This window comes from Anaerocolumna jejuensis DSM 15929 (assembly GCF_900142215.1).
In the GTDB taxonomy this organism is placed as follows: Bacteria; Bacillota; Clostridia; order Lachnospirales; family Lachnospiraceae; genus Anaerocolumna; species Anaerocolumna jejuensis.
Map to the genome: position 1 here is coordinate 35,525 of NZ_FRAC01000034.1, position 23,068 is coordinate 58,592.

The following is a 23,068-nucleotide window of genomic DNA, read 5'->3' on the forward strand; positions in this document are numbered from 1 at the left end:
TCTTATTGCAGCAGACTATTCTTCGAACTCTTCCTCTTCTATATCGCTGATTTCTACCGTTTCATCAAACGGGTCAAAGAAGCTGTCTTCTTCCTCAGCAGTTGTCTCACGGTATCCGGCTTCAGTATAATCTTCGTCATAATGGAAGTTATTGTCACCCTCAATAAGCGGTGTCAGATCACCATCGCCGTAATCGATATTCTCTGTCATCTTGACTTCCTGGCCATTTTCATCCAGCACGATAACATCCAGTGCCAGTGACTGAAGTTCTTTTAAAAGTACCTTAAAGGATTCCGGTATTCCGGGGTCGGAAATATTTTCGCCCTTAATGATAGCTTCATAGGTCTTTACACGGCCGGTAACATCATCGGATTTTACAGTAAGGATTTCCTGAAGGGTATAAGCAGCACCGTAAGCTTCCAGTGCCCAAACCTCCATTTCACCGAATCTCTGTCCGCCGAACTGGGCTTTACCGCCTAGAGGCTGCTGGGTTACCAGGGAGTATGGTCCTGTTGAACGGGCATGGATCTTATCGTCTACCAGGTGGTGAAGCTTTAAGTAATGCATGAATCCAACGGTAACGGATCCATCAAAAAATTCACCGGTTCTGCCGTCACGAAGTTTTACTTTACCATCCCTGTTAATAGGAACACCCTTCCATTCGTCTCTGTATGCTTTATTACCATCCAGATAATCCATCACCTCAGGGTCAAGAATGTCCTTATATTTGCTGTTGAATTCATCCCAATCCGTATTGACATAGTCATTGGCAAGCTCCAGAGTATCCATAATATCAAACTCATTGGCACCATCAAATACAGGTGTCGCAACCTTAAAGCCAAGTACCTTGGCTGCAAGGCTTAAATGGATTTCAAGTACCTGGCCGATATTCATACGGGAAGGCACACCCAGAGGGTTAAGCACGATATCAAGAGGTCTTCCGTTTGGCAGGAAAGGCATATCTTCTACAGGTAACACACGGGATACAACACCCTTGTTACCGTGACGTCCGGCCATCTTATCTCCAACCTGAATCTTTCTTTTCTGGGCAATATATACTCTGACAGTCTGATTAACTCCGGGAGAGAGTTCATCACCGTTTTCTCTTGTAAATACTTTCGCGTCTACGATAATTCCGTACTCGCCGTGAGGTACACGAAGGGAGGTATCTCTGACTTCTCTTGCCTTCTCACCAAAGATAGCACGAAGAAGTCTCTCTTCTGCCGTAAGCTCCGTTTCTCCCTTGGGAGTTACCTTACCTACCAGAATATCTCCGGCACGTACTTCCGCACCAATTCTTATGATACCGCGTTCATCCAGATCCTTCAGAGCATCATCACCAACACCGGGAACGTCCCTTGTGATTTCTTCCGGTCCTAATTTGGTATCTCTGGATTCTGCTTCATATTCCTCAATATGAACGGAGGTATAAACATCCTCCTGAACCAGTCTTTCACTTAAAAGAACCGCATCCTCGTAATTATAACCTTCCCAGGTCATAAATCCGATAAGAGGATTCTTGCCTAAAGCCAATTCGCCCTGAGAGGTGGAAGGACCGTCAGCTATAACCTGACCGGCTTCAATCTTATCACCCTTTACAACGATAGGTCTCTGATTAATACAGGTACCCTGGTTGCTTCTTGCGAATTTCAATAATTTATAAGTACTCTTGGTACCGTCATCATTTTTTATAATGATTTCCTTGGAGGTGGATTTTTCAACCACACCAGCCTTCTCGGATACCAGGCAGACACCGGAGTCAACGGCCGCCTTTAATTCAATACCGGTACCAACGACGGGAGCTTCCGTAATTAACAGAGGAACCGCCTGGCGCTGCATGTTGGAACCCATGAGGGCACGGTTAGCATCATCATTTTCAAGGAAAGGAATCATTGCAGTAGCCACAGAGAATACCATCTTAGGTGATACGTCCATTAAATCAATCCTGGACTTGGGATACTCAAGAGTATCCTCCCTGAAGCGGCCTGATATATTACTGTCGGTAAAATATCCGTTTTCATCCAAAGGCTCATTTGCCTGGGCCACTACATATTTATCTTCTTCATCTGCAGTGAGATAAACAACCTCATCGGTAACTCTGGGGTTCTTAGGGTCTGTCTTATCCACTTTACGGTAAGGCGCCTCAATAAAACCATACTCATTAATCCTTGCATAAGAAGCCAGGGAGTTGATAAGACCGATGTTAGGACCTTCGGGAGTTTCTACAGGGCACATTCTGCCGTAATGGGAGTAATGTACGTCACGAACCTCGAAACCGGCACGATCACGGGATAAACCGCCAGGTCCCAGGGCGGACAGACGCCTTTTGTGTGTCAGCTCGCCCAGAGGGTTATGCTGATCCATGAACTGTGACAACTGGGAGCTTCCGAAGAATTCCTTCACAGCTGCTGTTACGGGCTTGATATTGATTAAGGACTGGGGGCTTACACCCTCTAAATCCTGAGTTGTCATTCTTTCCCTTACCACACGTTCCATTCTGGACAGACCGATACGGTACTGGTTCTGCAGCAATTCACCTACCGCACGGATTCTTCTGTTTCCTAAATGGTCGATATCGTCAGAACCGCCGATACCGTATTCCAGATGGATGTTATAATTTATGGAAGCGATGATATCATCTTTTGTTATATGTTTGGGAATCAATTCGTTGATATTTCTCTTAATAGCAGTTTTAATATCCTCGATATCTTTAAATTCCTCTAAAATACTCTTTAAAACAGGATAGTAAACTTCTTCTGTTACTCCCAGTTCTTTCTTATCCACATCCAGGTAATAGTTTAAGTCAACCATTAAGCTGGAAAGGACCTTAACATTTCTTTCCTCCGCTTGTACCATTATAGAACGGACAGCGGCATTCTGTATCTCTATAGCAAGAGCTTCTGTAATAACGGTACTGGCTTCTGCCATAATCTCACCGGTTTCCTTATTTACAACATCTTCTGCCAGGGTGCAGCCTAAAACCCTGTTCTTTAAAGAAAGCTTTTTATTGAACTTGAATCTTCCCACCTTTGCAAGGTCATACCTTCTGGGATCAAAAAACATACTGTTAATTAAGGATTCCGCACTTTCCACGGAAAGGGGTTCACCGGGACGCAGTTTTTTATACAACTCAAGTAAACCGTCCTGATAATTATCGGAAGGATCCTTTGTTATACTTGCTAAAATTTTTGGTTCTTCTCCGAAAAGCTCCTGGATTTCGATATTGCTGCCAATGCCAAGTGCACGGATCAATACTGTAATGGGTACTTTTCTGTTACGGTCCACACGAACATAAAATACATCGTTTGAATCGGTTTCATATTCCAGCCATGCTCCTCTGTTAGGAATAACAGTGGAAGAAAACAGCTTCTTACCGATTTTGTCATGTCCGATGGAATAGTAAATTCCGGGTGAACGTACCAACTGGCTAACGATAACTCTTTCTGCTCCGTTTATCACGAAGGTTCCGGTTTCCGTCATTAATGGCAAGTCACCCATAAAAATATCGTGTTCATTGATTTCATCGTTCTCTTTGTTGTGAAGTCTGACTTTGACTTTTAAAGGAGCTGCAAAGGTAGCATCTCTTTCCTTGCACTCTTCAATTGAATATTTTACATCATCTTCGCACAGCGCAAAATCTACAAATTCCAAGCTCAAATGCCCGCTGTAATCTTCGATTGGAGAGATATCATCAAAAACTTCCTTCAGTCCTTCGTCTAAAAACCACTGATAGGAATCTTTTTGAACTTCAATCAGATTAGGCATTTCCAGAACTTCTTTCTGTCTGGAATAGCTCATTCTTACGCCGTTTCCAACTTTGATTGGACGTATCCTGTTTTTATCCATTGACGTTTTCACCCCTTGAATTTTATTTTTATTTCCAGAAACATTCTAGAATAATTTGTTTAAACTACTTTTCATTTGCACGGATATGTGCTATAATAGATATTGTAGGCATATCTCCGCACAATAGTGCATCTTTCATACTATCACAGGAATGTCAAGTTGTCAATATGTTTTTGTCCTTTTTTCACCTTTTTCTCTTCCTAAGCCGAAGAATTCCCTATCTATAACTTATTCCCAAAATAAGACAATCTATACCGGACCCCCCTTATTTCTTTTCATAAGTACAGGAGTACCTTTGAATCTGCTTATTTTCTCATTATTCCCGTCATTTTAACTGCCTTGCCGCATCCGCTCATTTTAATAAACCATGGATATTTATTAAAATTTCAGAGTTCTATTCTTTCCTCCGCACAAAAAAGGTCTGTCCCAGTTATCTTCAGGACAGACCTTTGCTTGTAAAGTTAAATTATTTGATTGTAACCTTAGCGCCTTCTGCTTCAAGTTTAGTCTTGATATCAGCTGCTTCGTCCTTGGATGCAGCTTCTTTTAATGTCTTAGGAGCGCCATCTACAAGGTCTTTTGCTTCTTTTAAGCCTAAGCCAGTGATTTCACGAACAACTTTGATAACCTTAACTTTGTTAGGACCACATTCTGTTAACTCTACATCAAATTCTGTCTTCTCTTCAGCGTCTCCTGCTCCACCAGCTGCAGGTCCTGCAACTACAACACCAGCTGCTGCGGATACACCGAATTCTTCTTCACATGCTTTTACTAAATCATTTAATTCTAATACTGTTAAGCTCTTAATAGCTTCGATAAACTCTTGAGTTGTCATTTGAAATACCTCCAATTAATAATTTATTTGTACCGAATAAAAGTTTTCTTCCTTATGCCACTTCTGACTGTTTCTCAGCAATCTGCTTAAGAACACGTGCAAAGTTGGTAATAGGTGACTGTAAGCTTCCAAGTAATTTGGAAACAAGTACTTCTCTGGAAGGGATTGTTGCGATGATCTGAATACCTTTTTCATCGTAATAGGTTCCTTCTACAACACCGGCCTTGAATTCCAATTTAGGAGAAGTCTTGATTACTTCATTGATGATTCTTGCAGGAGCAGTTGCATCTTCAATTCCGAAAGCTACTGCTGTAGGTCCTTCCAAGTGTTTTGCAAGGCTCTCATATACAGTTCCTTCAAATGCACGTTTTAACAAAGTATTCTTGTATACTTTATATACAACGCCGGCTTCTCTTAACTGTTTACGAAGCTTGGTATCTTCTTCTACCGTAAGACCACGGTAATCAACAGCAACGATTGCCTTAGCCTGATCAACATGACTTTTAATTTCATCAATAATAGGTTGTTTTAATTCTACTTTTGCCATTCTGGTACACCTCCTTATAGATTTTAAAAAAATCCCTTACTGCGAGACAGCAAGGGATTCAATAAATTTCTTTATGAATCTGAGTTTTGTTATACCAACTCATTGAGTTAATTATTAAAACTCATTGAGTTAATTTTTATAAACTCATACCCTCGGTAGGCGTTATCAACTTATGCCTTACGGCACCTACTGTCTTCGGCAGATAATGCGGAACTTGGTAAACAATTTCCGCAAGCAGAAATTTATAAGCAATTTCCACTAACTTTGACATTATAACATTAATCTATTATGGTGTCAATCACAAATCAAAATCTTTGCAAAAAGATTACTGAGTGAGCTTTGCAGTATTTAATTTAACACCAGGTCCCATTGTGGAAGAAAGTGTAACACTCTTTAAATACTGTCCTTTTGCAGCAGAGGGTTTTGCTTTATTGATTGCACCAATAAGCGTCTGGAAGTTGTCCGCTAATTGATCTTCGCTAAATGAAGCTTTTCCCAACGGCACGTGAATGATATTTGTTTTATCCAATCTGTATTCGATCTTACCTGCTTTGATATCCTTAACAGCCTTTGCTACATCCATGGTAACAGTTCCGGCTTTGGGGTTAGGCATTAAGCCCTTCGGTCCGAGTACACGTCCTAAACGTCCTACAACACCCATCATATCAGGAGTAGCAACAACAACGTCAAAGTCAACCCAGCCTTCATTCTGGATCTTAGGCACTAATTCTTCTCCGCCTACATGATCTGCGCCGGCTGCTTCTGCTTCAGAAAGCTTATCACCCTTTGCAAATACTAATACTTTAACTGTTTTACCGGTTCCGTGGGGAAGTACTACCGCACCACGTACCTGCTGGTCAGCGTGACGTCCGTCAACACCAAGTCTGATATGAGCCTCTATTGTTTCATTGAATTTAGCAACAGCAGTTTTCTTAACTAAGCCGATAGCAGCATCTGCATCATAAAAAACAGCCCTGTCGATAAGCTTTGCAGCTTCTGCGTATTTCTTTCCTCTTTTCATTACATTACCTCCTAGTGGTATTATCGGGAGCTTAAAGAACCATTATCCAAAACGATGGATTCCTTTTCATGGAATGCCAAAGGCTTCCATTACCCTCCCACATTTTTTTTATAAATTAGTCAACTACAGTAATTCCCATACTTCTTGCAGTACCGGATATCATGCTGATAGCAGAGTCGATATTTGCAGCATTTAAGTCTGGCATTTTTAATTCCGCAATCTTTCTTACTTCGTCTTTGGTTATGGTTGCAACCTTGGTCTTGTTAGGAACTGCAGAGCCGGATTTTAAATTGCAAGCTTTCTTTAAAAGAATAGCAGCCGGAGGAGTCTTTGTGATGAAGCTAAAGCTTCTGTCCGCATATACAGTGATAACAACAGGAATGATCATTCCTTCCTGATCTGCTGTTCTTGCATTGAATTCCTTTGTGAACTGCACAATGTTAACACCATGCTGACCTAAAGCAGGTCCAACAGGCGGTGCAGGTGTTGCCTTTGCAGCGGGAATTTGTAATTTAATATAACCTGTAACTTTCTTTGCCATTATAGCATACCTCCTGAATTTGTGGTTTTATCGGGATTGCCCTCCCACCATCCGGTTCTTTTCGTGCAACAGAAGTTTTTATGAGTACCGGATGTTCTTTGTTTACAATTTTCTGATATCCGTGAAACTTATTTCGACAGGAGTTTCACGTCCAAACATATCGACACTGATTGTGACAATCTGTTTGTGAGTATTAATCTGCTTGATGATGCCTGTTGTATTTTCCCACACACCGGAAACAACCTCCACCATATCGCCGATTTCAAAATCAACAACAACGTCGTCTTTTTTGATTCCCATAGCTTTCATTTCTATGTCCGTTAAGGGAACCGGTTTGGAGCCAGGACCGACAAATCCGGTAACGCCTCGTGTATTACGAACAACGTACCAGGTATCGTCGTTCATTTCCATGTTAAGCAAAACATATCCAGGGAACATCTTCTTCTGAACTTTTTTCTTAACACCGTTCTTTACTTCGATAACATCTTGTAAGGGAACGGATACCTCTAAGATCTGATCTTGAAGTTTTCTGTTTTCAATTGTTTTCTCAATGTTGGCTTTCACCTTATTCTCATATCCTGAGTAGGTATGAACAACGTACCAATTCGTCTTTGACATATGACCATCCTTATTCTATTTAATTATAAAACCGAGACCGAATTTTATGATTAAATCTATTACAGATATTATTACCCCCAGTGCTACTGATGCTACCAGCACTGCTGATGACTGCTTTATAAGGGTATCCCTGTCAGGCCAGGCTATTTTTGAGAATTCAGCTTTCAGTCCTTTAAACCTGCTTTTCTTTGGAGCCTTTTCTGTTACAGTTAAGTTCTCTCCCATATTCTCACTTTCCTTTCCTATCAGTCTGTCCTTAAAATAAATTTTAAGCTGACCGAATTAGAAATTAAGATACCGTTATTTTGTTTCTTTGTGTAATGTGTGTGTTTTGCAAAACTTGCAGTACTTCTTTGTTTCCATTCTGTCTGGATGTGCTTTTTTTTCTTTTGTCGTATTATAATTACGTTGTTTGCACTCCGTACATGCCAATGTGATCTTTACGCGCACAGCTTCCACCTCCGCTTGAATTTTAAAATTTTAGGCATAAAAAAAAGACCTCTTCCATCGCCAATCTAATATAACATACTTACGCTTTCCAGTCAATAATTTTTTTCACTGTTCCGCCCTCTATTAATTCCACTCCAAGGCATACGGAATCCAGGGAAGTCGTCATTGGGCTCTCAATCAGACTGACCAGTTGTTTTGCCGCTTCGCTTCCTATCTTGTCGGTATCCTGTTTCACCGTTGTAAGTCTTGGCTCAATTGCCTGTGAGACAGAGATTCCGTCATATCCGGCTACCGATATATCCTCCGGTACCTTAAAGCCCAGTTTTCTGATACCGTTCATTACCCCAAGGGCGGCATAGTCATCCGGTGCAATGATGCAGGTAGGCGGAACCGGAAGCTTCAAAAGGTCCTTTGCCAGCTCTTCGCAGGCTTCCGAATTTCGGTAGATGCCTTCTACCAGATATTCCTCCGGTATGGTAAGCCCATTTTCTTTCATGGCGTTATGAAAGCCTACCAGCCGGTTGTGGGTTACTGAGGATATATTTCCATGAATGTAGGCAATTCTTTTGTGCCCGCAGTCAATAATATACTGGGTCAGCTGCTTCATCCCATCATAGTTGTCGGACAGGATGGAAATCGCCTCATTGGATACCTGGTCTACGGTCACTACAGGATAGGGGCTGTTTACCAGTTCTATGACCTGAGTCTGGGCAAAATCGGCGCACACGATGAAAACGCCGTCAAAATTCCGGTATCTGCAATGTTCCAGATAGCTCATTCTGCGCTTTCCCATGTTGTGCTCTATAAAAGTTATATCATATCCCTTTAAGGCAGCTTTTTCTTTAAAGGATGCCAGGATATGGGCAAAATATTCATTCCTCAGCCCGTAATCAAACAAAGTCGAGAACAGGACACCTATGTTATAGGTCTTCTTTGATTTTATTGCCCTTCTTCCGTCAGGGGGCAGATATCCCAGCTCAACGGCAGCTTTTTTTATCTCTTCCCGTTTCTCTGCGCCAATATCCCTGTATCCATTTAGTGCCTTACTGACTGTGGATGTTGATACCCTGCATTTTTTCGCAATATCTTTAATGGTAGCCATGTTTCCTGTCACCGCCTTCCATATTAATACACACGTAATATAAGCCTGCTTTTATACTGCCAAATAAAAAGCTGCAGCTAAAATTGATTAATACCGCATACTGTCTTTCAGCCTCAGCTGCACCTTAAGGAGCATTCCGCCCAGGATTCCTATTAAGATTCCTGTTATGGTGCCCGCAATCAGAAGAACCGGAAGATAATAGATCACACTGGTGGTTTTCAGCATAAGGGCTGCCACAAATATCTGCCCTATGTTGTGGGATATTCCCCCTGCAAGACTGACTCCTATCATGCTGAAGCCTTTTATTTTCTTCAGCAGGCACATTACCAGCCAGCTTAAGAGCCCTCCTGCCAGACTGTACAGCAGGCTTGCCATATTTCCAAAGGTAAATCCCACCAGCACTATCCTTACACAGGATATAAAGAAGGCCTCTTTTGGCCCCAGGGCATAGAGTGCCGTAAGTACAACAATATTAGCAAGTCCAAGCTTAATTCCCGGAATTCCTAACGAAATGGGAATCAGCACCTCGACAAAACTAAACACAAACGCAAGTGCGACAAATATTCCATAATACGCTACCTGGCCTGCCGTGGATTTCTTCATTTTGGTACCCTTTCTAAGCTATAAAAGCTGAATATCAGACTGGAATAGATGGCGTTTTTATTCAGCTTGACTATTCCCTGATATATTTTTCAAAACCGGGGCTATATTTTAAATCGCCGTTTTTAAATACCCAAAGCGCCTCTATTTCCGGATGCTTTTCCACAAATTGAAGTCCGTCTTCGTAGGGCATATTATAAATAGCCTTCGTATAGGCATCTGCCATACCGGAGTCCTTGCATACAATTGTAACAGCCGTGAAATAAGTGGAAGGCATTAAAGTTACAGGGTCGATGATATGATGATACTTTACACCGTCTACCATATAATATCGTTCATAGTCACCGCTGGAAACCAAAGAGGCATCCGTTAAATTAAGAATCTTGAGATTTGTTTTTTCACTGGTCAGGTCGGGATTTTGTATCCCTACATGCCAGGGTTCTCCTTTGCCGTCCCTGCTTCCGATTACACGGACGTTTCCGCCGACACTGACCATCCCGTTGACAAAGCCATGTGCCTGGGCATACTGGCATACCTGCTCCGTAGCATAGCCCTTGCCTACTCCGCCCACATCAAGGGACATCTCCGGGTCTTTGAGAAAAACCGTAGAATCTTTTTCATTGATTATAAGATTGTTTATATCGGTATGTTTGTTTTTTTCTTTTAAAAGCTTCATAGGGGGTACTTTCGCATTATCAGGATTATTGATACCTTCTTCCCTGTATTGATGCCATACCTGTAAAACTGCCCCCAATGCTATGTTCAATTTGCCGTCAGTTTCCTTATAGGCTTCCTTCGCATATAAAAGCATATCGATTAATTTTTTATCCACCTTTACCGGCTTGATACCGGCATTTTCATTTATTGTCTTTATGTTATTAATTCCATCGTAATCATTGTATATGTCGTATAGCTCATGATATATTTTAAGCTCATCATAAATCATATGGGCATTTTTATCGAATTCTTCTTTGCTGTCGGCATATCCGACGATTTTTGTTACCGTATCAAATAAAACCAGAAACTCTGCTTCATATCTTTTTGTCTTTGTAATACCGCAGGAGGTGAGAGAAATTACATTAATAAGTACCAATACCATAGCTATAAGCCGCTTTCCCACGTTAATCTCCATTCTATAGAACTTGCCTTTTGTAAAATACGTTCTATTCCATATGTTCTCTTTTAAAATAGGGAGGTAGTGAAACTACCTCCCTTAAAAGTTAAGCCGTTTTACCAAATTATTTTGCGTTAGTTACAGCTTTATCGATTACACCGGTAAAAGGTGCAATATGAATTGTTACGGAGCTTGCAAGATCGGAATCAGAAGGTGTTCCCTGATCGTTTACAGCAATTCCCTTAACCTGGTCAAGTGTCTTACCTGTTACATATTTAGCAAAGGAATTTGCTTCCTCATACCATTCTTTGCCAATATTGGACTTTGTTTTCATGCCATAAGCATCTTTTAATTCCTGCTTTGACTGAACTGGTGCTGTGATATCGGTAGTAATAGTACCCTGTGCATTGAATTTGATATCAGAAATGGATGCATCAATAGCGCAGCTTGTAATCTTCTTGGAAGAATCAACCGTTACAGCTGTATAGTAGGAATAAGCTTCTGCCAGACCATCTGTATCAGCGGCTGCATCTGTGGACTTATCAATAGTTGTGTTGATTCCAAGGCCTAATTTGTCTCCGGATTTTGCACCCAGATCCTGTGCATTTTCTACAGCTTTGGATACAACAGAAATAAAATCGCCAATGTGTATTGTTACGGAAGAAGCAAGGTCAGCATCTCCAGCTGTACCTTCTTTTGATACGGCAATGCCTTTTACCTGGTCTAATGTCTTGCCAATGCAATATTTTGCAAAAGCATCTGCCTGCTCATTCCATTCCTTCTTGATGCCTGACTGGTCCTTCATTCCATAATTTGCGCCACGTTCCTGCTTTGTCTGAAGTGCAGCAGTTAAGTCAGTTGTAAGCTTTCCTTCTTTTGAAAAGTTAATCTGTGTCTGAGCTGCATCAAGCTTGCAGTCAATAATCTTTCCATCAGAACCTACGGTTACGGCAGCTACATAAGAATCTGTCTCTGCAACACCGTCAGCATCTGCAACATTTTTTGAGCTTGCTGCGGATGTTACTACACCAAGACCGGTCTTGATTGCTTCGCCTTTGGAACCGCCGCTCTTACCGCAAGCTGTAAAGGTGGTAAACACCAGAATTAAACTTAATACAAGTGCTAATCCTTTTTTCATAATTTTATCCTCCATATGGTTATTTTTATTTTAATATCAGCATTTACTGATAAAAATAAACGTTAAAAATAAATATAGTACCTGGAAAATTCCAGCAGGGAAGCTCCTGTTTATTTCATAAGAATACTTATAAACAAAAGCAAGGTTACACTACCCATAATTGTGATGTAATTTTTAATGGAAACAACAAAGGTTTCGCTCTTTACCTGCTTCTTCCTGAACAACCGGATATTTTTCTCTACCGGATATATTGTCAGTAAAGCCAGCAAGCATAAAGGTGATAATATTTTAACAATACACATTAAAAGGATGGCTGCATAGCAGCTATAATAAAGACCGGCAAATAAACGGATGGAGTTTTTACCGATATAGTAAGGCAGGGTATGCCTTTTCACCTTAATATCCTTTTCTACATCACACATATTGTTAGCCAGCATAATATTTGCCGTACAGCAAAAAGGTACAGCAGCAAATAATAAGAGGGCAATTATAGGTACAATTTTTAACTTTAAATCAATTTCTTCAAAGCTTAGGCGGTATTCTAAAAAAGTTCCTGCCGGAGTATTGATATAAAACATCAAAAACGGAATAAACAAACCATAAAATACACCGGAAAGAACTTCTCCCAGGGGCTGCCTTGATATCGGTATGGGACCGTAAGTATAAAAAACACCACACAAAAAGCAAAGCCCTCCCACAAATAAAACAACCAAATCCGTCCGGTAAGCCAGAATAATTCCCAAACTTCCTCCGACAAATAACAGCGCATATATAATAAACAATGCTGTTTTTCTGTTAAAAGGCAATGCCAGATTACCATCCTTGGTGTCAATATAATTATTAATAGCAGTGGTAGCTAAATCTATCAGAAACATGGAACAAAAGAACACCAGTGTATTTCCTAAGTTCATTGTCTGATCTTTGTACAATAATAGTCCGAGAGACATTACAAATGCAAAAAGACTGGTGATTTTAGTCCGGATTTCTACATAATCCAAAAACCGCTTTATCATATCCTTTTGCTCCTTTAACCTAACCGGGAAGCTTTATTTAAAACTTCGGTAAGCTTTGCTTTTTTTACGGAATCAAGGGACAGTTCATTGATAACTTTTATTGCTTTTTTATAGTATTTGTCAACAATCTGCTTTGTAAACACAAGTCCGCCGGAATGCTTGACGGCAGTGTTTATTTCCTGTCTGGTGATATCCTTCTTTTCCGCCTTCTGCCTAAAATCCACCATATTTTTTAAGGTATGGATTAAGGGAAGTGTTATTACTCCCTGTTCATAATCGGACTGTACCGGTTTCAAGCTTATTTCCTTGGTAGATTCGAAATCCATCAGGTCATCCGTAAGCTGGAATATCATGCCCACATAAAAGCCCAGCCGCCTGTAGCGATTACATTCCTTCCTGTCATATCCGGCCAGGACAGCTCCTGCATAGAAGGATGCCTCAAATAAGGCGGCCGTCTTTCCGGAAATAATCTTCAGGTACTGGTATATGGACAGGTCCAGATTAAAATTATTAATGTGCTGTTCCAGCTCTCCGGCGCATATCTTACCGGCATAATCAGGCAGTGTCAGATTAAGATACTTCTCTTTTTCCGATATGGATGCTGCAAGAACAAGGGATGTACATAATAGATAGTCCCCGCATATTACAGCAGTCCTCTTACCGTACTTTTTTTGCAGCGTCATCTCTCCCCTGCGCAAATCCGCATCGTCTATTACATCATCATGCACCAGGGTAGCCAGGTGAAGCACTTCTACTGCCGCTGCAAGCTTAACCGTATTAGGATGCACAAGGCCTTCTTCATTCTGCCCGCAGGTTATAAGAGAGCTTGCACGAATATATTTGCCTCTGGAAGAGAGCAAATGTGCTGTATATTGGCGAACCACCCTCGGTGCCTTTGCTATGGCATTTTCCACTTCCTTTATGACTAAGCCGAAAGCTTCATCAGCCGGCAGGAGGGCGGTTGGATTTATACTGTTGGTATTTTCATTAATCATTATAAATGTACAACTTTCTTACAAAGGGTAAACGTTTCCACCATTTTTTAAGTCCCGGCATAGCATAGTAATCTATTCCGAAGGTTCTTCCTGCTCCGATTAACATGGCAATTCCTGCGAATATCATCCAGAAAGTATTTAAGTACAGACCGGTTGTGCAGACAAACATAAATTGAAGCACAAGGGATACGGCAGCTGCCGGACCTGTAAGGAGTCCTCCCATTAATGCAAGTCCTATGAGAATTTCGACCACTACGATAAATATCTGCATAAACATCTGCATTCCATTGTAAGGCAGGATCAAGTGATTTACAAACCAGTTCATAAGAGGGATATCCAATTTAAAAGCCAAATCGCTGATAGTGGATTCCGCTAATTGTTTGCCGCTTACAAAAACGACTTTTACCAGTCCCAGAATATTAAAGTTCATCAGTACCTGGCCTGCAGCCTGAACGGCACCATCGGCACCGCCGCTTGCTGTTGCAGATGAGGTTGCATCGGCTGCCCCTGTTTCTACTGCTTTGGTTGCCACTGTGGTAGCGGCATTTAAAATACCATCATACCAGCTGTTAGCTCCGCCGAAGAAGTCATTAAGCTTCGTACCGCTAAACCAGCCTTCAACAATCTTCATGATACCTTCATAAACCCACACGGCTCCAAGCCATACTCTTAAAGCAACTAGAAGGAAGCTTGGGGTCCTGTTGGAAAAATGTCCTCCCACAAAGCTCCGGCAGTTTCTTATAGTGAAAAATTCATGCTTCACATAGCTGAATATCTTATTCCAGCCAAGAACCTGAATAAAATAAACAATATTGATAAAATGCTTGGTAAACATGGCAAAGAAGGATGCCAGGCTGAACATGTGGTTCGGCGTTCCGACCTGTGCCACACCATATCTGCCCCCGATGCTGACCATAACACCGTGGAAGGCAGGCTTATAAGCCTCCATCTCACCCTGAGCCGTTACGGCACAGACGATATTATGAGCAATGGTGTCCGCGCATTGTTCGCAGTTCTCAACCATCTGGGGAACAGGGCGTTCTTCACCCTCCGGTACATAATACATATTGTCGCCGGCAATGTAGACCTTCTCATTCTTTGTGGAGCGCAGGTAGCTATCCACCTGAACACGTGCTCCTCTGGTCAGCTCCAGGTTCTTGCCGGCTTCCTGGGTTATGTCGGCACTTTGGATACCAGCTGCCCAGATAACAGTTCCGGCTGTATAGTGATTGACCTTATCACCCTGCTTTAATTCTATAAAATCCTCTCCGACTGCTGAAACTGTGGCATTCATAATCAGGGATACGCCCATTTTATCAAGGCGTCTTGCCACTTTAGCAGAAAGCTTTTCCGTCAGATTGGGAATTACACGACTTAAACCATCTACGTCACAAAGAGTTACTTCTCTTCTGTCTATATCATATTTTTCGCAAAGGATGGGAACATATTCTGCCAGTTCGCCCACCATTTCAACTCCGGTGAAACCTGCTCCTACAACATAGAAGCTTAAGAGCTTCTTTCTTTCCTCGATATTTGTTTCACAAGCAGCCTGCCTGAAAACGTTATGAATGCGGTCTTTTAACCTCACCGCGTCATCAAAAGACCATAATTTATAGGAATATTCTTCAGCTCCCGGTACTCCATAATAGGTTGGCTTGGAACCTGCAGCCAGAACTAAGAAATCATATTGATATTCGCCGATATTTCCTACTACTTTCTTACCCTCAAAATCGATGGATGCCACGGTATCAAGTACAACTTTTACCTTTCTTCCGGCAAAAACTTTCTTAAGGCTTATCTTGATACTGTCTTCATCTACGCGGCTTGCCGCAACTTCATGGAGTTCCGTAAGCATTGTATGAAATGGGTTCTTATCTATGATGGTAATGGTTACTTCAGGATTTTTTTTGAATCTTTTTGCAAGTTTTTTCGCCGTCAGAATACCTGAGTATCCGGCACCGACGATAACAATATTTTTCTCCATTTTCTTCTCCTTTGCTAATTTACAGATGCATTGTATCAAATAAAACTTGATTCGTCAACTATGTTTATGAGATTGTTAATTCATTAATAAAGATTCTCAGTAGGCGCCTGCTATTTTACATAAAACACCACCTTGTATACACCAGCTTCCATAGTATGCCATGTCTGCCTGCAGATGCGGCACCGCCATAAAACAGGGTGCAAACGTGCTTTTCTTTCACATGCTGCCAAACCGTCTCATCAACTATTTTATTTTACTAAATTAAATTATACCATACCTATCTGAAAAATCAATTACCTTCATAAACTTGAACCATAAAAATCCATATAGAAAGGCTCTTCTGATAATTAGAAGAGCCTTTTTATACATTGGGTATAATGTTTTATTCCATCGTACATTATTCCTTAGTATGCTTGACTATACTTGGTTTTATGTAAATACTTTTCTTTTGTGGCTAATCCGCCTCTTATATGCCTTTCAGACTTATTTAAGTCCAGCACAACTCTGGCCCTGTTAGCCAGGGAAGGATTTATCTGCCCCAAACGTTCTGTCACATCTTTATGTACGGATAAAACACAAAGGAACGTTGTGTTTAAGACCAGTGTTTTTGGTTATATTAACAAGTATTGAGAGATTTATTTTATTTTATTTTGTCGAATGATTTGCTTCTTGAGCAAGATATTATCACCGACATCTTTTATAATCAAGTTGTTGCCAAATTAAAAATAAACGGAGTGATAACTATGAAAAATCTTATTGGAGACCGGGTCAGAGAAGCCAGATATAAAAAAAACCCGAAGATTACGCAAGTTGATCTGCTTGCTAGATTAGCTATTAGGGGTGTTTATATGGAAAGCACCTCCATATCTAAAATCGAGTCCTATAAAAGGCCGGTTACGGATATCGAACTGGTAGCATTGGCCGATTCTTTAAATGTCAGTATATTATGGCTCTTGAACAAAGAATAAATACAGATATTCAAGCAAAAGCTGCGCATAGCGTTTACCGGTATGTGCAGCCTATGTAAAGTAACAATATTCCTGTCATTATTTCTGCTTTTGTGCAAGATTTCTCAGATAGATCGTGATATTTCCTTTGCTGTCAGCTTCGACCCTCTCCAGTATCCGTTTCAAATTCATATTATCGGAAAAGGTTTGCGTTATATAAGACTCAAGCCTTTTATCCTCATCCTTATCTTCCGTCAGCTCCTGGCAGCTATTACCTGCTTCTTCCTTTTTCTTAAGCTGCTCCATAAGCTTAAAGAGCTGCTCCTTGAGCTTAAAGAGCTCCTCGTCCGTTCTTTGTGTATGTGCCTTTAACTCCTCAAGGCTTATTACTTCGCAGGTATAAAGCTCTATGTATTTACTTCTCTCTTTTTCTTTTTTACTGATATCCCTTCTTGTTTCCTGTATCTGTAAAAGGGATTCCTCTGATTCCCAGTTCTCCCCTTCCTTTAGCAGGGCATCTCTAACAGGAGGGTGCTCCTTTAACAGCTCTGTAAAATACCCATGGAGAAGCTTTAAAAGGACCTCTTCCTTTATGGTGGTGCTGTTTTTACAGCTTGCAGCCCCATTTTTATTTCTTGTACCGCATACCCAGGTATGAATTGTATTTTTATAGGTTCTGGTAAGCCTTCGAAAATACCCCTTGCATTCACCGCATACGATCAACTGACTGAAAGGATGCTTGCAGGATTCCCTCTTTCCCGGCTCTTTTTTTTCTCTTCCCCGTTTTTGTTTAATAGCCTGGGCCTTTTTGAAAATTTCCTCCTCCACAATTTTCAGCTCCGGCTTATCCGTAATATACCAGCACTCTTCTCCGTTCCTTTTTCTTTTCCCCGTAAGGAAATCCTCGATTTCCTCTTTTCCGTTAATAACCTTTCCGATGTATATTTCATTGTCCAGTATCCGGCATATACTTGTCTGATTCCAGGAACAGCCCTTCTTGGTCCTTATTCTCTCATTATTTAATATCTCCGCAATCTTGGAGGCACCCTTTTGCTTTCTGATATATAACTGGAATATTCTCTTTACCGTTTCTGCTTCCTGTTCATTGATTCTTAAGTCAAAATATTCTCCCGGTATCTTATCATAGCCATATACAAGATTTGGCACTCTGCCAAGGGCAGCGTTTTGTTTTTTCCCAAACTTTACACGCTTTGAAGTATTAGCACTTTCTTCCTGGGCAATGGCACTTAACATGGTCAGCATAAATTCCGAGCTTTCGGAGGAAGTCTGGTCATAGTTAACAAAAATGACTTTTATTCCCCATGCCTTCATCCTCCGTATACTGGTAAGAAAATCCACCGTATTTCTTGCCAGCCTTGAAATATCTTTTATCAGGACAAGCTCAAAGTCCCCTCTTGCCGCATCCCTTAATAAATTTAACAGCTGGGTACGGTTCCTCATTTTAGTGCCGCTTTTTCCTTCGTCAGCATAAATATGAACCAATTCATATTCATTTCTTTTGGCATATTCCAGGAAGAATTTTTCCTGGCTTTCCAGGCTGTCAAGCTGCTCCTCCCTTTTAGTAGAAACTCTGCAGTATGCTGCTGCCCTCAAGCTTCGTCATCCTTCCCTCCGGGTAACCGTTCCCCACCTTTAAGCTCCTCCAGGATTATTTCCGCCAGATACTTTGCAGTTAAGGAAGAGGAGTTGGGATTATGTATGCTAACCTTTAACTTTTGTTCATTTAAAAGTTGTTGGTCTTGTTTTAATTGTTTCATTTTTCCGGCTAATTGTTTTTATTTAATCTTATGACAACCCTCCGCATGATATGATTTATTTGCCAAAAAAGAGGCTGCCGCAAAATGAATGACTGTAATTCGTCTCATTTTACAACAACCTCTTTTTAATATTCTTAAATACTGAATTGTTTATTAAAGTCTGGCCAGTACGATAAAGTTCAAAATAAATAAGGCACTGGTTATCCACATAATAGGATGAACTTCTTTTGCTTTTCCCTGGCATACCTTTACGATGCAGTAGAAGATAAAGCCGGCAGCGATACCATAAGAAATGCTATAGCTGAATCCCATGAAAATGGAAGCAAAGAAAGCAGGTATTGCAACGTCCAGATTAGACCAGTCAATTTCCTTGAAGGAGGACATCATCATAATACCGACTGCAATCAGGGCAGGAGCAGTAGCCTGGGCAGGAACGATATTTACGATCGGTCCTAAGAAAATACTTAAAAGGAATAAAAGTGCCGTAACAACACTGGTAAGTCCTGTACGTCCGCCGGCTCCGATTCCCGCTGCACTCTCCACATAGGTCGTGGTATTGGAGGTACCAAAAATTGCTCCGATAGAGGTTGCAATGGAATCCGCAAATAATGCCTTGTCCATCTTGGACTTAAAGCCATTTCCTTCCTGAAGTGCTTTTTCATCCTCCGCATCAAAGATACCGCTTCTCTTACCGGTTCCTACAAAGGTTCCGATGGTATCAAAGGTATCGGATAAGCTGAAGGCAAAGATTGTCATCAGCACAAGAGGGAGTCTGGATAGATCCTTAAAGAGGGAGCCAATTCCTTCAGAGCCAAGTGCCGCTCCAAATACCTTGCCCAAATCTTTAAAGGAATCGCCTAAGCCTGTGGAGCCTTGCAGGTTGGATACATCAACAACGCCCATAGGAATGCCGATAATCGTTGTAACTGCTATGCCGATAAGGATGGCACCTTTTACTTTCAGAATCAATAAGATTAACAGGATAAAGATACCGATCAAGGCAAGTATTACGGCTTTGTTATCAAAATTCACCAGTCCGGGTACCGCACTGCTGCTCCCAATAATTGTTCCGCCGTCTTTCTCCGCATACTTTCCTTTATCTAAGGTGAATTGGATTAATCCTGCATTCTTAATTCCTATATAGGCAATAAAGACACCGATACCGCCTCCGATTGCACTTTGAAGCTCGGAAGGAATCGCCTTTATGATCAATTTACGTACTTTTGTGACCGTAATGAGAATATTAATGAGTCCGCATAAAAATACCATTGCCAGAGCTTCCTTCCAGGAAAATCCCAGAACAAATACAACTGTATAGGTGAAGAAGGCATTTAACCCCATACCGGGTGCCTGTGCATAGGGTACATTGGCAAACAGTCCCATGACCAGGGTACCAACAACGGAAGAAATGATCGTTGCTAAAAATACCGCCCCAAATGGTATTCCTGCCTGGCTTAAAGTCTGCGGGTTTACAAATATTATGTATGCCATCGCAAAGAAAGTCGTAATACCTGCTACAATTTCCGTAGAAACCGTGGTGCCCTGTTCTTTCAGTTTAAAAAACTTTTCCATAACTTTCTCCTTTATTTGTATACTATAAAACTGCCCCAATCCAGGCAAACACAGAATATTATAATAGATTTTGCCGATTTTTGAAAGTTTTCTTTTGCCTTCCGCTTATTAATTTTAATAATATTATTTATATATTCAGCTAATATATACAAAAAATCTGTATATTTTATACTTTGCATTTTTATGGTATACTCTAGAAAAAGGTATAGGGAAAGGAATATTTTATGTTCTATCAACTTCAGGACAGGCTCTGTCCAATTACTATAGAGGAGTATAATCCCTCCATCCTGACTCTCGGCATCATCAGCTTAAAGGAGCTGGCGGAATGTTATACCGTCTTTGGCTTCTCCCAGACAACCGTTATGGAATGTCAGGATATTACGAGAAAACTTCATGGCATCATGGGGATATACGACGAATACCACTTTGGTATCATAACAGCGATCGATACCAAGTATTTTATCCATTTGGAGGACAGAATCGGTATTTATATAAAAGAGAATCTGTTTCTTATTGTAATTATTAAAGACCAGGATAACAGTATCCATATGGACTTATTAGAATCCTTAAAGCAGATCAACTTTACAAAGATTTCACTGGAGCGCCTGATATACGGATTTCTGGAGCGTCTTCTTTTAAATAATTATACGATGCTGGAGGAGCTGGAGGATAGTATCAGCGAATTTGAGGACAACATTGATGACAACAAATTGTCAAAAGATTTTTACCATGAGATCACAAGTGTAAGAAAAAGGCTTCTTCTCCTTGATAATTACTATGAACAGCTTGTTTTAATCGGCGAAGAACTAAAGGATAATTCCATTGGTATATTTAATGAAGAACGTCTGCGTTATTTTAAACTCTTTAATGACCGTGTTTTAAGATTAAGCAACAATGTCAGAAAGCTCGACGATTACAGTATCCATGTAAGGGATGCCTATCATGCCCAGATGGACTATAACCTGAACAGCATCATGAAGCTGTTTACCGTAATCACCACCATCTTTCTGCCTTTAACCCTTATCGTTGGCTGGTACGGAATGAATTTTACCAATATGCCGGAGCTTGGCTGGAAAATGGGATATCCCTTCGTTATTATCCTTAGTATCCTGGTGGTAATTATTAACATTCTGTTTTTTAAGAGAAAGAAGTTCTTATAAGTCTTCTTTCTCCTTCAGCTGGCAGGGATTTTCCCTGAAAAATTCATCCGTTATAAACTCTGCGCTCTCTGCCCACATCAGAGAGCTCGTTTTTCGCAGCATATCATACGCTTTTGACAGGTAAAAATCATAGAGGCAGTCATCAAAGTTCTTTCCTGTTTCTATCGCTATCAAACGTGCGACCTGTTCAATTTTGATTATAATATCCAGGGTTATATCCTGATTCTTGTAAACAAAAAGATTCTTCATCATCTCTTCTATTCCTCATTTATTTCCACTCAGCCTGCCTGGAGGCCAAATACTGCATGTATTAACAGTTATAATTCACTTTCCTGCATATCCTCCTATACTGCCAGGGATAAGGCTTTTAATGGCGGAAGCTCCTTACGCCCCAGATAGGTAAGGTAATTCAGGGCTTTTGCCGTATGCAGGGAGATCTGGTCATGGGCCTGATACGGCCGGAGCTGTTCAAGGGCAGTCTCCTGGCTGTAAATCCCTGCTACATATAAAGCTATGGTCCTCATAATATTATCGTCCGCAACCGGGCCTATTACCACATCATATGTATGCTGGATACCGCCGTACAGCCGGTTTTCCTTAATCATACTGAGCCATTCACTGGTAAGCCCCGGATACTTCATTACCGAAAGCTCTTTTGCCATCTTCAGCTTAAATTCCATGACATATCTGCCCTCGCCCCCGTACCGGATATACATGTTTTCTGCCCAGCCCTCTGCCTGCTCTCTGAAGGTAGTTGTATAGAACCCTTTGCCAAAATCCCTCTTATCTTTTGAAAAGCTTAGATCTACCTTTTCGAATATTACATTTGTCCCGTGGTAAAGATAAATTTCATTTTGCATCCAGCACTCTCCTTAATATGTCCTCCACAAAGTATATGCTCTCTTCCATACTTTGTGTATGCAGTGTCTTGTACTGTGAACGCAAGAGCTCTATTATGCCGTTGTTCCGGAATAACAAAAAGACTTCACAGGGCTTCATATTATGATTACGGGCATAGCCTTCAATTGCTTCCACTATCATCAGATTTTTATCATTTTCCGAATCTTCCACAGACTTCACACCTTTCTGAAATTATGGTACCGTTCACTTTTGTTACAGCTTTATGTACGGTTGATTTTGAAATGCCAAACTGCTTTGCTGTCTGTCTCACGGTCGCATTATTGTCGATTATGTAGTTGGCTATTTCTACTGCCCTTTCTTCTATATAGCCTTTCAAAAGGATATCCCCCTATTGTACTTGTTTTTAATATTGTATGCATGACTGCTGTAAATTATATCCTGTTCCTTTGCAGGAAATACAGGAAAACTACACAAAACAGGTCATAAAAAAACTGCCGTAAATTGGCTTAAGGGCCAACCTGCGGCAGAAAAAAAATAAATGTATTAATTTGTAGAACCATCTACCTCAGGGGTATCCCTGCCAACGATTTTAACTACGACCTTATTGGGCAGACAGATGATACTTTCCCCTGTTTTATTGATCTTTCTTGACTTTACACATATTTTATCAGGGCAGCTTGCCTCTGTAACATCCGCATAACCATCCTTGATCACAAGATGATTGGTACCGCCGTTTACGCCTTTTATATCAACAGTAAGGTCTTTATTTAAGGGGTACTCCTGTGTGACCACTCCATCCACTGCCACTACTACCATATCTCCGCTTTTTTGTGTTATCCGGAAAATAAGCAGTCCTCCAAGGGCTATGAAGAGTATGACCAATAACAGAATGATATCTTTCTTTTTTATATATGTGTTCTTATCCAAAATGCAGCTCCTTGTCCAA

The 23,068-nt window shown here is 40.9% G+C and carries 24 protein-coding genes, 2 pseudogenes and 1 other annotated feature; of the genes and pseudogenes, 2 read left to right on the forward strand and 24 right to left on the reverse strand.

Features of this window, described 5'->3' with window-relative positions; all coding sequences use genetic code 11:
- Nucleotides 1-15 precede the first annotated feature (15 nt).
- The 16 genes and pseudogenes from rpoB to BUB77_RS24975 all read right to left on the reverse strand — a co-directional run.
- On the reverse strand, nt 16-3,846 hold the full coding sequence (rpoB, locus tag BUB77_RS24900) for a DNA-directed RNA polymerase subunit beta (protein ID WP_073279885.1): 3,831 nt from the start codon (nt 3,844-3,846) through the stop codon (nt 16-18).
- Nucleotides 3,847-4,312: 466 nt separating this feature from the next.
- Nucleotides 4,313-4,681, reverse strand: a complete 369-nt coding sequence (gene rplL / locus BUB77_RS24905) for a 50S ribosomal protein L7/L12 (RefSeq protein WP_073279886.1) — start codon at nt 4,679-4,681, stop codon at nt 4,313-4,315.
- A 52-nt stretch (nt 4,682-4,733) separates the two neighbouring features.
- Nucleotides 4,734-5,228: a 50S ribosomal protein L10 gene (rplJ, locus tag BUB77_RS24910; protein ID WP_073279887.1), complete on the reverse strand. Its 495-nt coding sequence runs from the start codon at nt 5,226-5,228 to the stop codon at nt 4,734-4,736.
- A gap of 17 nt (nt 5,229-5,245) precedes the next feature.
- Nucleotides 5,246-5,445: a sequence feature (ribosomal protein L10 leader region), on the reverse strand.
- 108 nt (nt 5,446-5,553) lie between these two features.
- On the reverse strand, nt 5,554-6,249 hold the full coding sequence (gene rplA / locus BUB77_RS24915; protein WP_073279888.1) for a 50S ribosomal protein L1: 696 nt from the start codon (nt 6,247-6,249) through the stop codon (nt 5,554-5,556).
- A gap of 115 nt (nt 6,250-6,364) precedes the next feature.
- Nucleotides 6,365-6,790, reverse strand: coding sequence for a 50S ribosomal protein L11 (gene rplK, locus BUB77_RS24920; RefSeq protein ID WP_073279889.1), 426 nt, complete (start codon nt 6,788-6,790; stop codon nt 6,365-6,367).
- Nucleotides 6,791-6,892: 102 nt separating this feature from the next.
- Complete coding sequence (gene nusG, locus BUB77_RS24925; protein ID WP_073279890.1) at nt 6,893-7,408, reverse strand: transcription termination/antitermination protein NusG; 516 nt, start codon at nt 7,406-7,408, stop codon at nt 6,893-6,895.
- Between the two features lie 15 nt (nt 7,409-7,423).
- Nucleotides 7,424-7,633: a preprotein translocase subunit SecE gene (secE, locus tag BUB77_RS24930; protein ID WP_073279891.1), complete on the reverse strand. Its 210-nt coding sequence runs from the start codon at nt 7,631-7,633 to the stop codon at nt 7,424-7,426.
- Between the two features lie 75 nt (nt 7,634-7,708).
- A complete protein-coding gene (gene rpmG / locus BUB77_RS24935) occupies nt 7,709-7,858 on the reverse strand; it encodes a 50S ribosomal protein L33 (RefSeq protein WP_139241318.1) in 150 nt (49 codons plus the stop codon).
- Between the two features lie 79 nt (nt 7,859-7,937).
- Complete coding sequence (locus BUB77_RS24940) at nt 7,938-8,960, reverse strand: LacI family DNA-binding transcriptional regulator (RefSeq protein WP_073279893.1); 1,023 nt, start codon at nt 8,958-8,960, stop codon at nt 7,938-7,940.
- An 87-nt stretch (nt 8,961-9,047) separates the two neighbouring features.
- Complete coding sequence (locus BUB77_RS24945) at nt 9,048-9,563, reverse strand: Gx transporter family protein (protein ID WP_073279894.1); 516 nt, start codon at nt 9,561-9,563, stop codon at nt 9,048-9,050.
- 70 nt (nt 9,564-9,633) lie between these two features.
- Nucleotides 9,634-10,680, reverse strand: coding sequence for an FAD:protein FMN transferase (locus BUB77_RS24950; RefSeq protein ID WP_330392690.1), 1,047 nt, complete (start codon nt 10,678-10,680; stop codon nt 9,634-9,636).
- Nucleotides 10,681-10,798: 118 nt separating this feature from the next.
- Nucleotides 10,799-11,812 (reverse strand): hypothetical protein, encoded by a 1,014-nt coding sequence (locus tag BUB77_RS24955; protein WP_073279896.1) that lies wholly within the window; start codon nt 11,810-11,812, stop codon nt 10,799-10,801.
- Between the two features lie 110 nt (nt 11,813-11,922).
- Nucleotides 11,923-12,825, reverse strand: coding sequence for a UbiA family prenyltransferase (locus BUB77_RS24960; protein WP_073279897.1), 903 nt, complete (start codon nt 12,823-12,825; stop codon nt 11,923-11,925).
- A 14-nt stretch (nt 12,826-12,839) separates the two neighbouring features.
- Nucleotides 12,840-13,820, reverse strand: a complete 981-nt coding sequence (locus BUB77_RS24965) for a polyprenyl synthetase family protein (RefSeq protein ID WP_073279898.1) — start codon at nt 13,818-13,820, stop codon at nt 12,840-12,842.
- Nucleotides 13,813-15,804, reverse strand: coding sequence for an NAD(P)/FAD-dependent oxidoreductase (locus BUB77_RS24970; protein ID WP_073279899.1), 1,992 nt, complete (start codon nt 15,802-15,804; stop codon nt 13,813-13,815). Before BUB77_RS24970 ends, BUB77_RS24965 begins: the two co-directional genes overlap by 8 nt.
- Nucleotides 15,805-16,208: 404 nt before the next feature.
- Nucleotides 16,209-16,373, reverse strand: a pseudogene (locus tag BUB77_RS24975) (sporulation transcriptional regulator SpoIIID); the annotation flags it as partial.
- Between the two features lie 174 nt (nt 16,374-16,547).
- Between BUB77_RS24975 and BUB77_RS24980 the strand changes: the two are divergent.
- Nucleotides 16,548-16,772 (forward strand): helix-turn-helix domain-containing protein, encoded by a 225-nt coding sequence (locus tag BUB77_RS24980; RefSeq protein ID WP_033164462.1) that lies wholly within the window; start codon nt 16,548-16,550, stop codon nt 16,770-16,772.
- A gap of 78 nt (nt 16,773-16,850) precedes the next feature.
- On the opposite strand, the gene BUB77_RS24985 is transcribed toward BUB77_RS24980, so the two are convergent.
- The 3 genes from BUB77_RS24985 to BUB77_RS24990 form a co-directional block, all read right to left on the reverse strand.
- Nucleotides 16,851-18,365 (reverse strand): recombinase family protein, encoded by a 1,515-nt coding sequence (locus BUB77_RS24985; protein ID WP_073279901.1) that lies wholly within the window; start codon nt 18,363-18,365, stop codon nt 16,851-16,853.
- Nucleotides 18,362-18,529, reverse strand: coding sequence for a hypothetical protein (locus BUB77_RS30150; RefSeq protein WP_170866745.1), 168 nt, complete (start codon nt 18,527-18,529; stop codon nt 18,362-18,364). The genes BUB77_RS24985 and BUB77_RS30150 overlap by 4 nt, the downstream gene beginning before the upstream one ends.
- A 153-nt stretch (nt 18,530-18,682) precedes the next feature.
- Nucleotides 18,683-20,101, reverse strand: a complete 1,419-nt coding sequence (locus BUB77_RS24990; RefSeq protein WP_073279902.1) for an NCS2 family permease — start codon at nt 20,099-20,101, stop codon at nt 18,683-18,685.
- A gap of 224 nt (nt 20,102-20,325) precedes the next feature.
- Between BUB77_RS24990 and BUB77_RS24995 the strand changes: the two genes are divergently transcribed.
- A complete protein-coding gene (locus BUB77_RS24995) occupies nt 20,326-21,261 on the forward strand; it encodes a magnesium transporter CorA family protein (protein WP_073279903.1) in 936 nt (311 codons plus the stop codon).
- On the opposite strand, the gene BUB77_RS25000 is transcribed toward BUB77_RS24995, so the two are convergent.
- The 5 genes and pseudogenes from BUB77_RS25000 to BUB77_RS25020 all read right to left on the reverse strand — a co-directional run bounded on the left by BUB77_RS25000 (nt 21,256) and on the right by BUB77_RS25020 (nt 23,049).
- Nucleotides 21,256-21,513, reverse strand: coding sequence for a hypothetical protein (locus tag BUB77_RS25000; protein WP_242962580.1), 258 nt, complete (start codon nt 21,511-21,513; stop codon nt 21,256-21,258). The genes BUB77_RS24995 and BUB77_RS25000 overlap by 6 nt on opposite strands.
- Before the next feature lie 92 nt (nt 21,514-21,605).
- Nucleotides 21,606-22,121 carry a DUF3990 domain-containing protein gene (locus tag BUB77_RS25005; RefSeq protein ID WP_073279904.1) on the reverse strand — a complete coding sequence of 172 codons (516 nt, stop codon included), beginning with the start codon at nt 22,119-22,121 and terminating at the stop codon, nt 21,606-21,608.
- A complete protein-coding gene (locus BUB77_RS25010; RefSeq protein ID WP_139241319.1) occupies nt 22,111-22,332 on the reverse strand; it encodes a DUF3791 domain-containing protein in 222 nt (73 codons plus the stop codon). The genes BUB77_RS25005 and BUB77_RS25010 overlap by 11 nt, the downstream gene beginning before the upstream one ends.
- Before the next feature lie 40 nt (nt 22,333-22,372).
- A pseudogene (locus BUB77_RS25015) lies at nt 22,373-22,498 on the reverse strand (sporulation transcriptional regulator SpoIIID); the annotation flags it as partial.
- A gap of 167 nt (nt 22,499-22,665) precedes the next feature.
- A complete protein-coding gene (locus BUB77_RS25020) occupies nt 22,666-23,049 on the reverse strand; it encodes a NusG domain II-containing protein (protein ID WP_242962581.1) in 384 nt (127 codons plus the stop codon).
- Between the last annotated feature and the right edge of the window lie 19 nt (nt 23,050-23,068).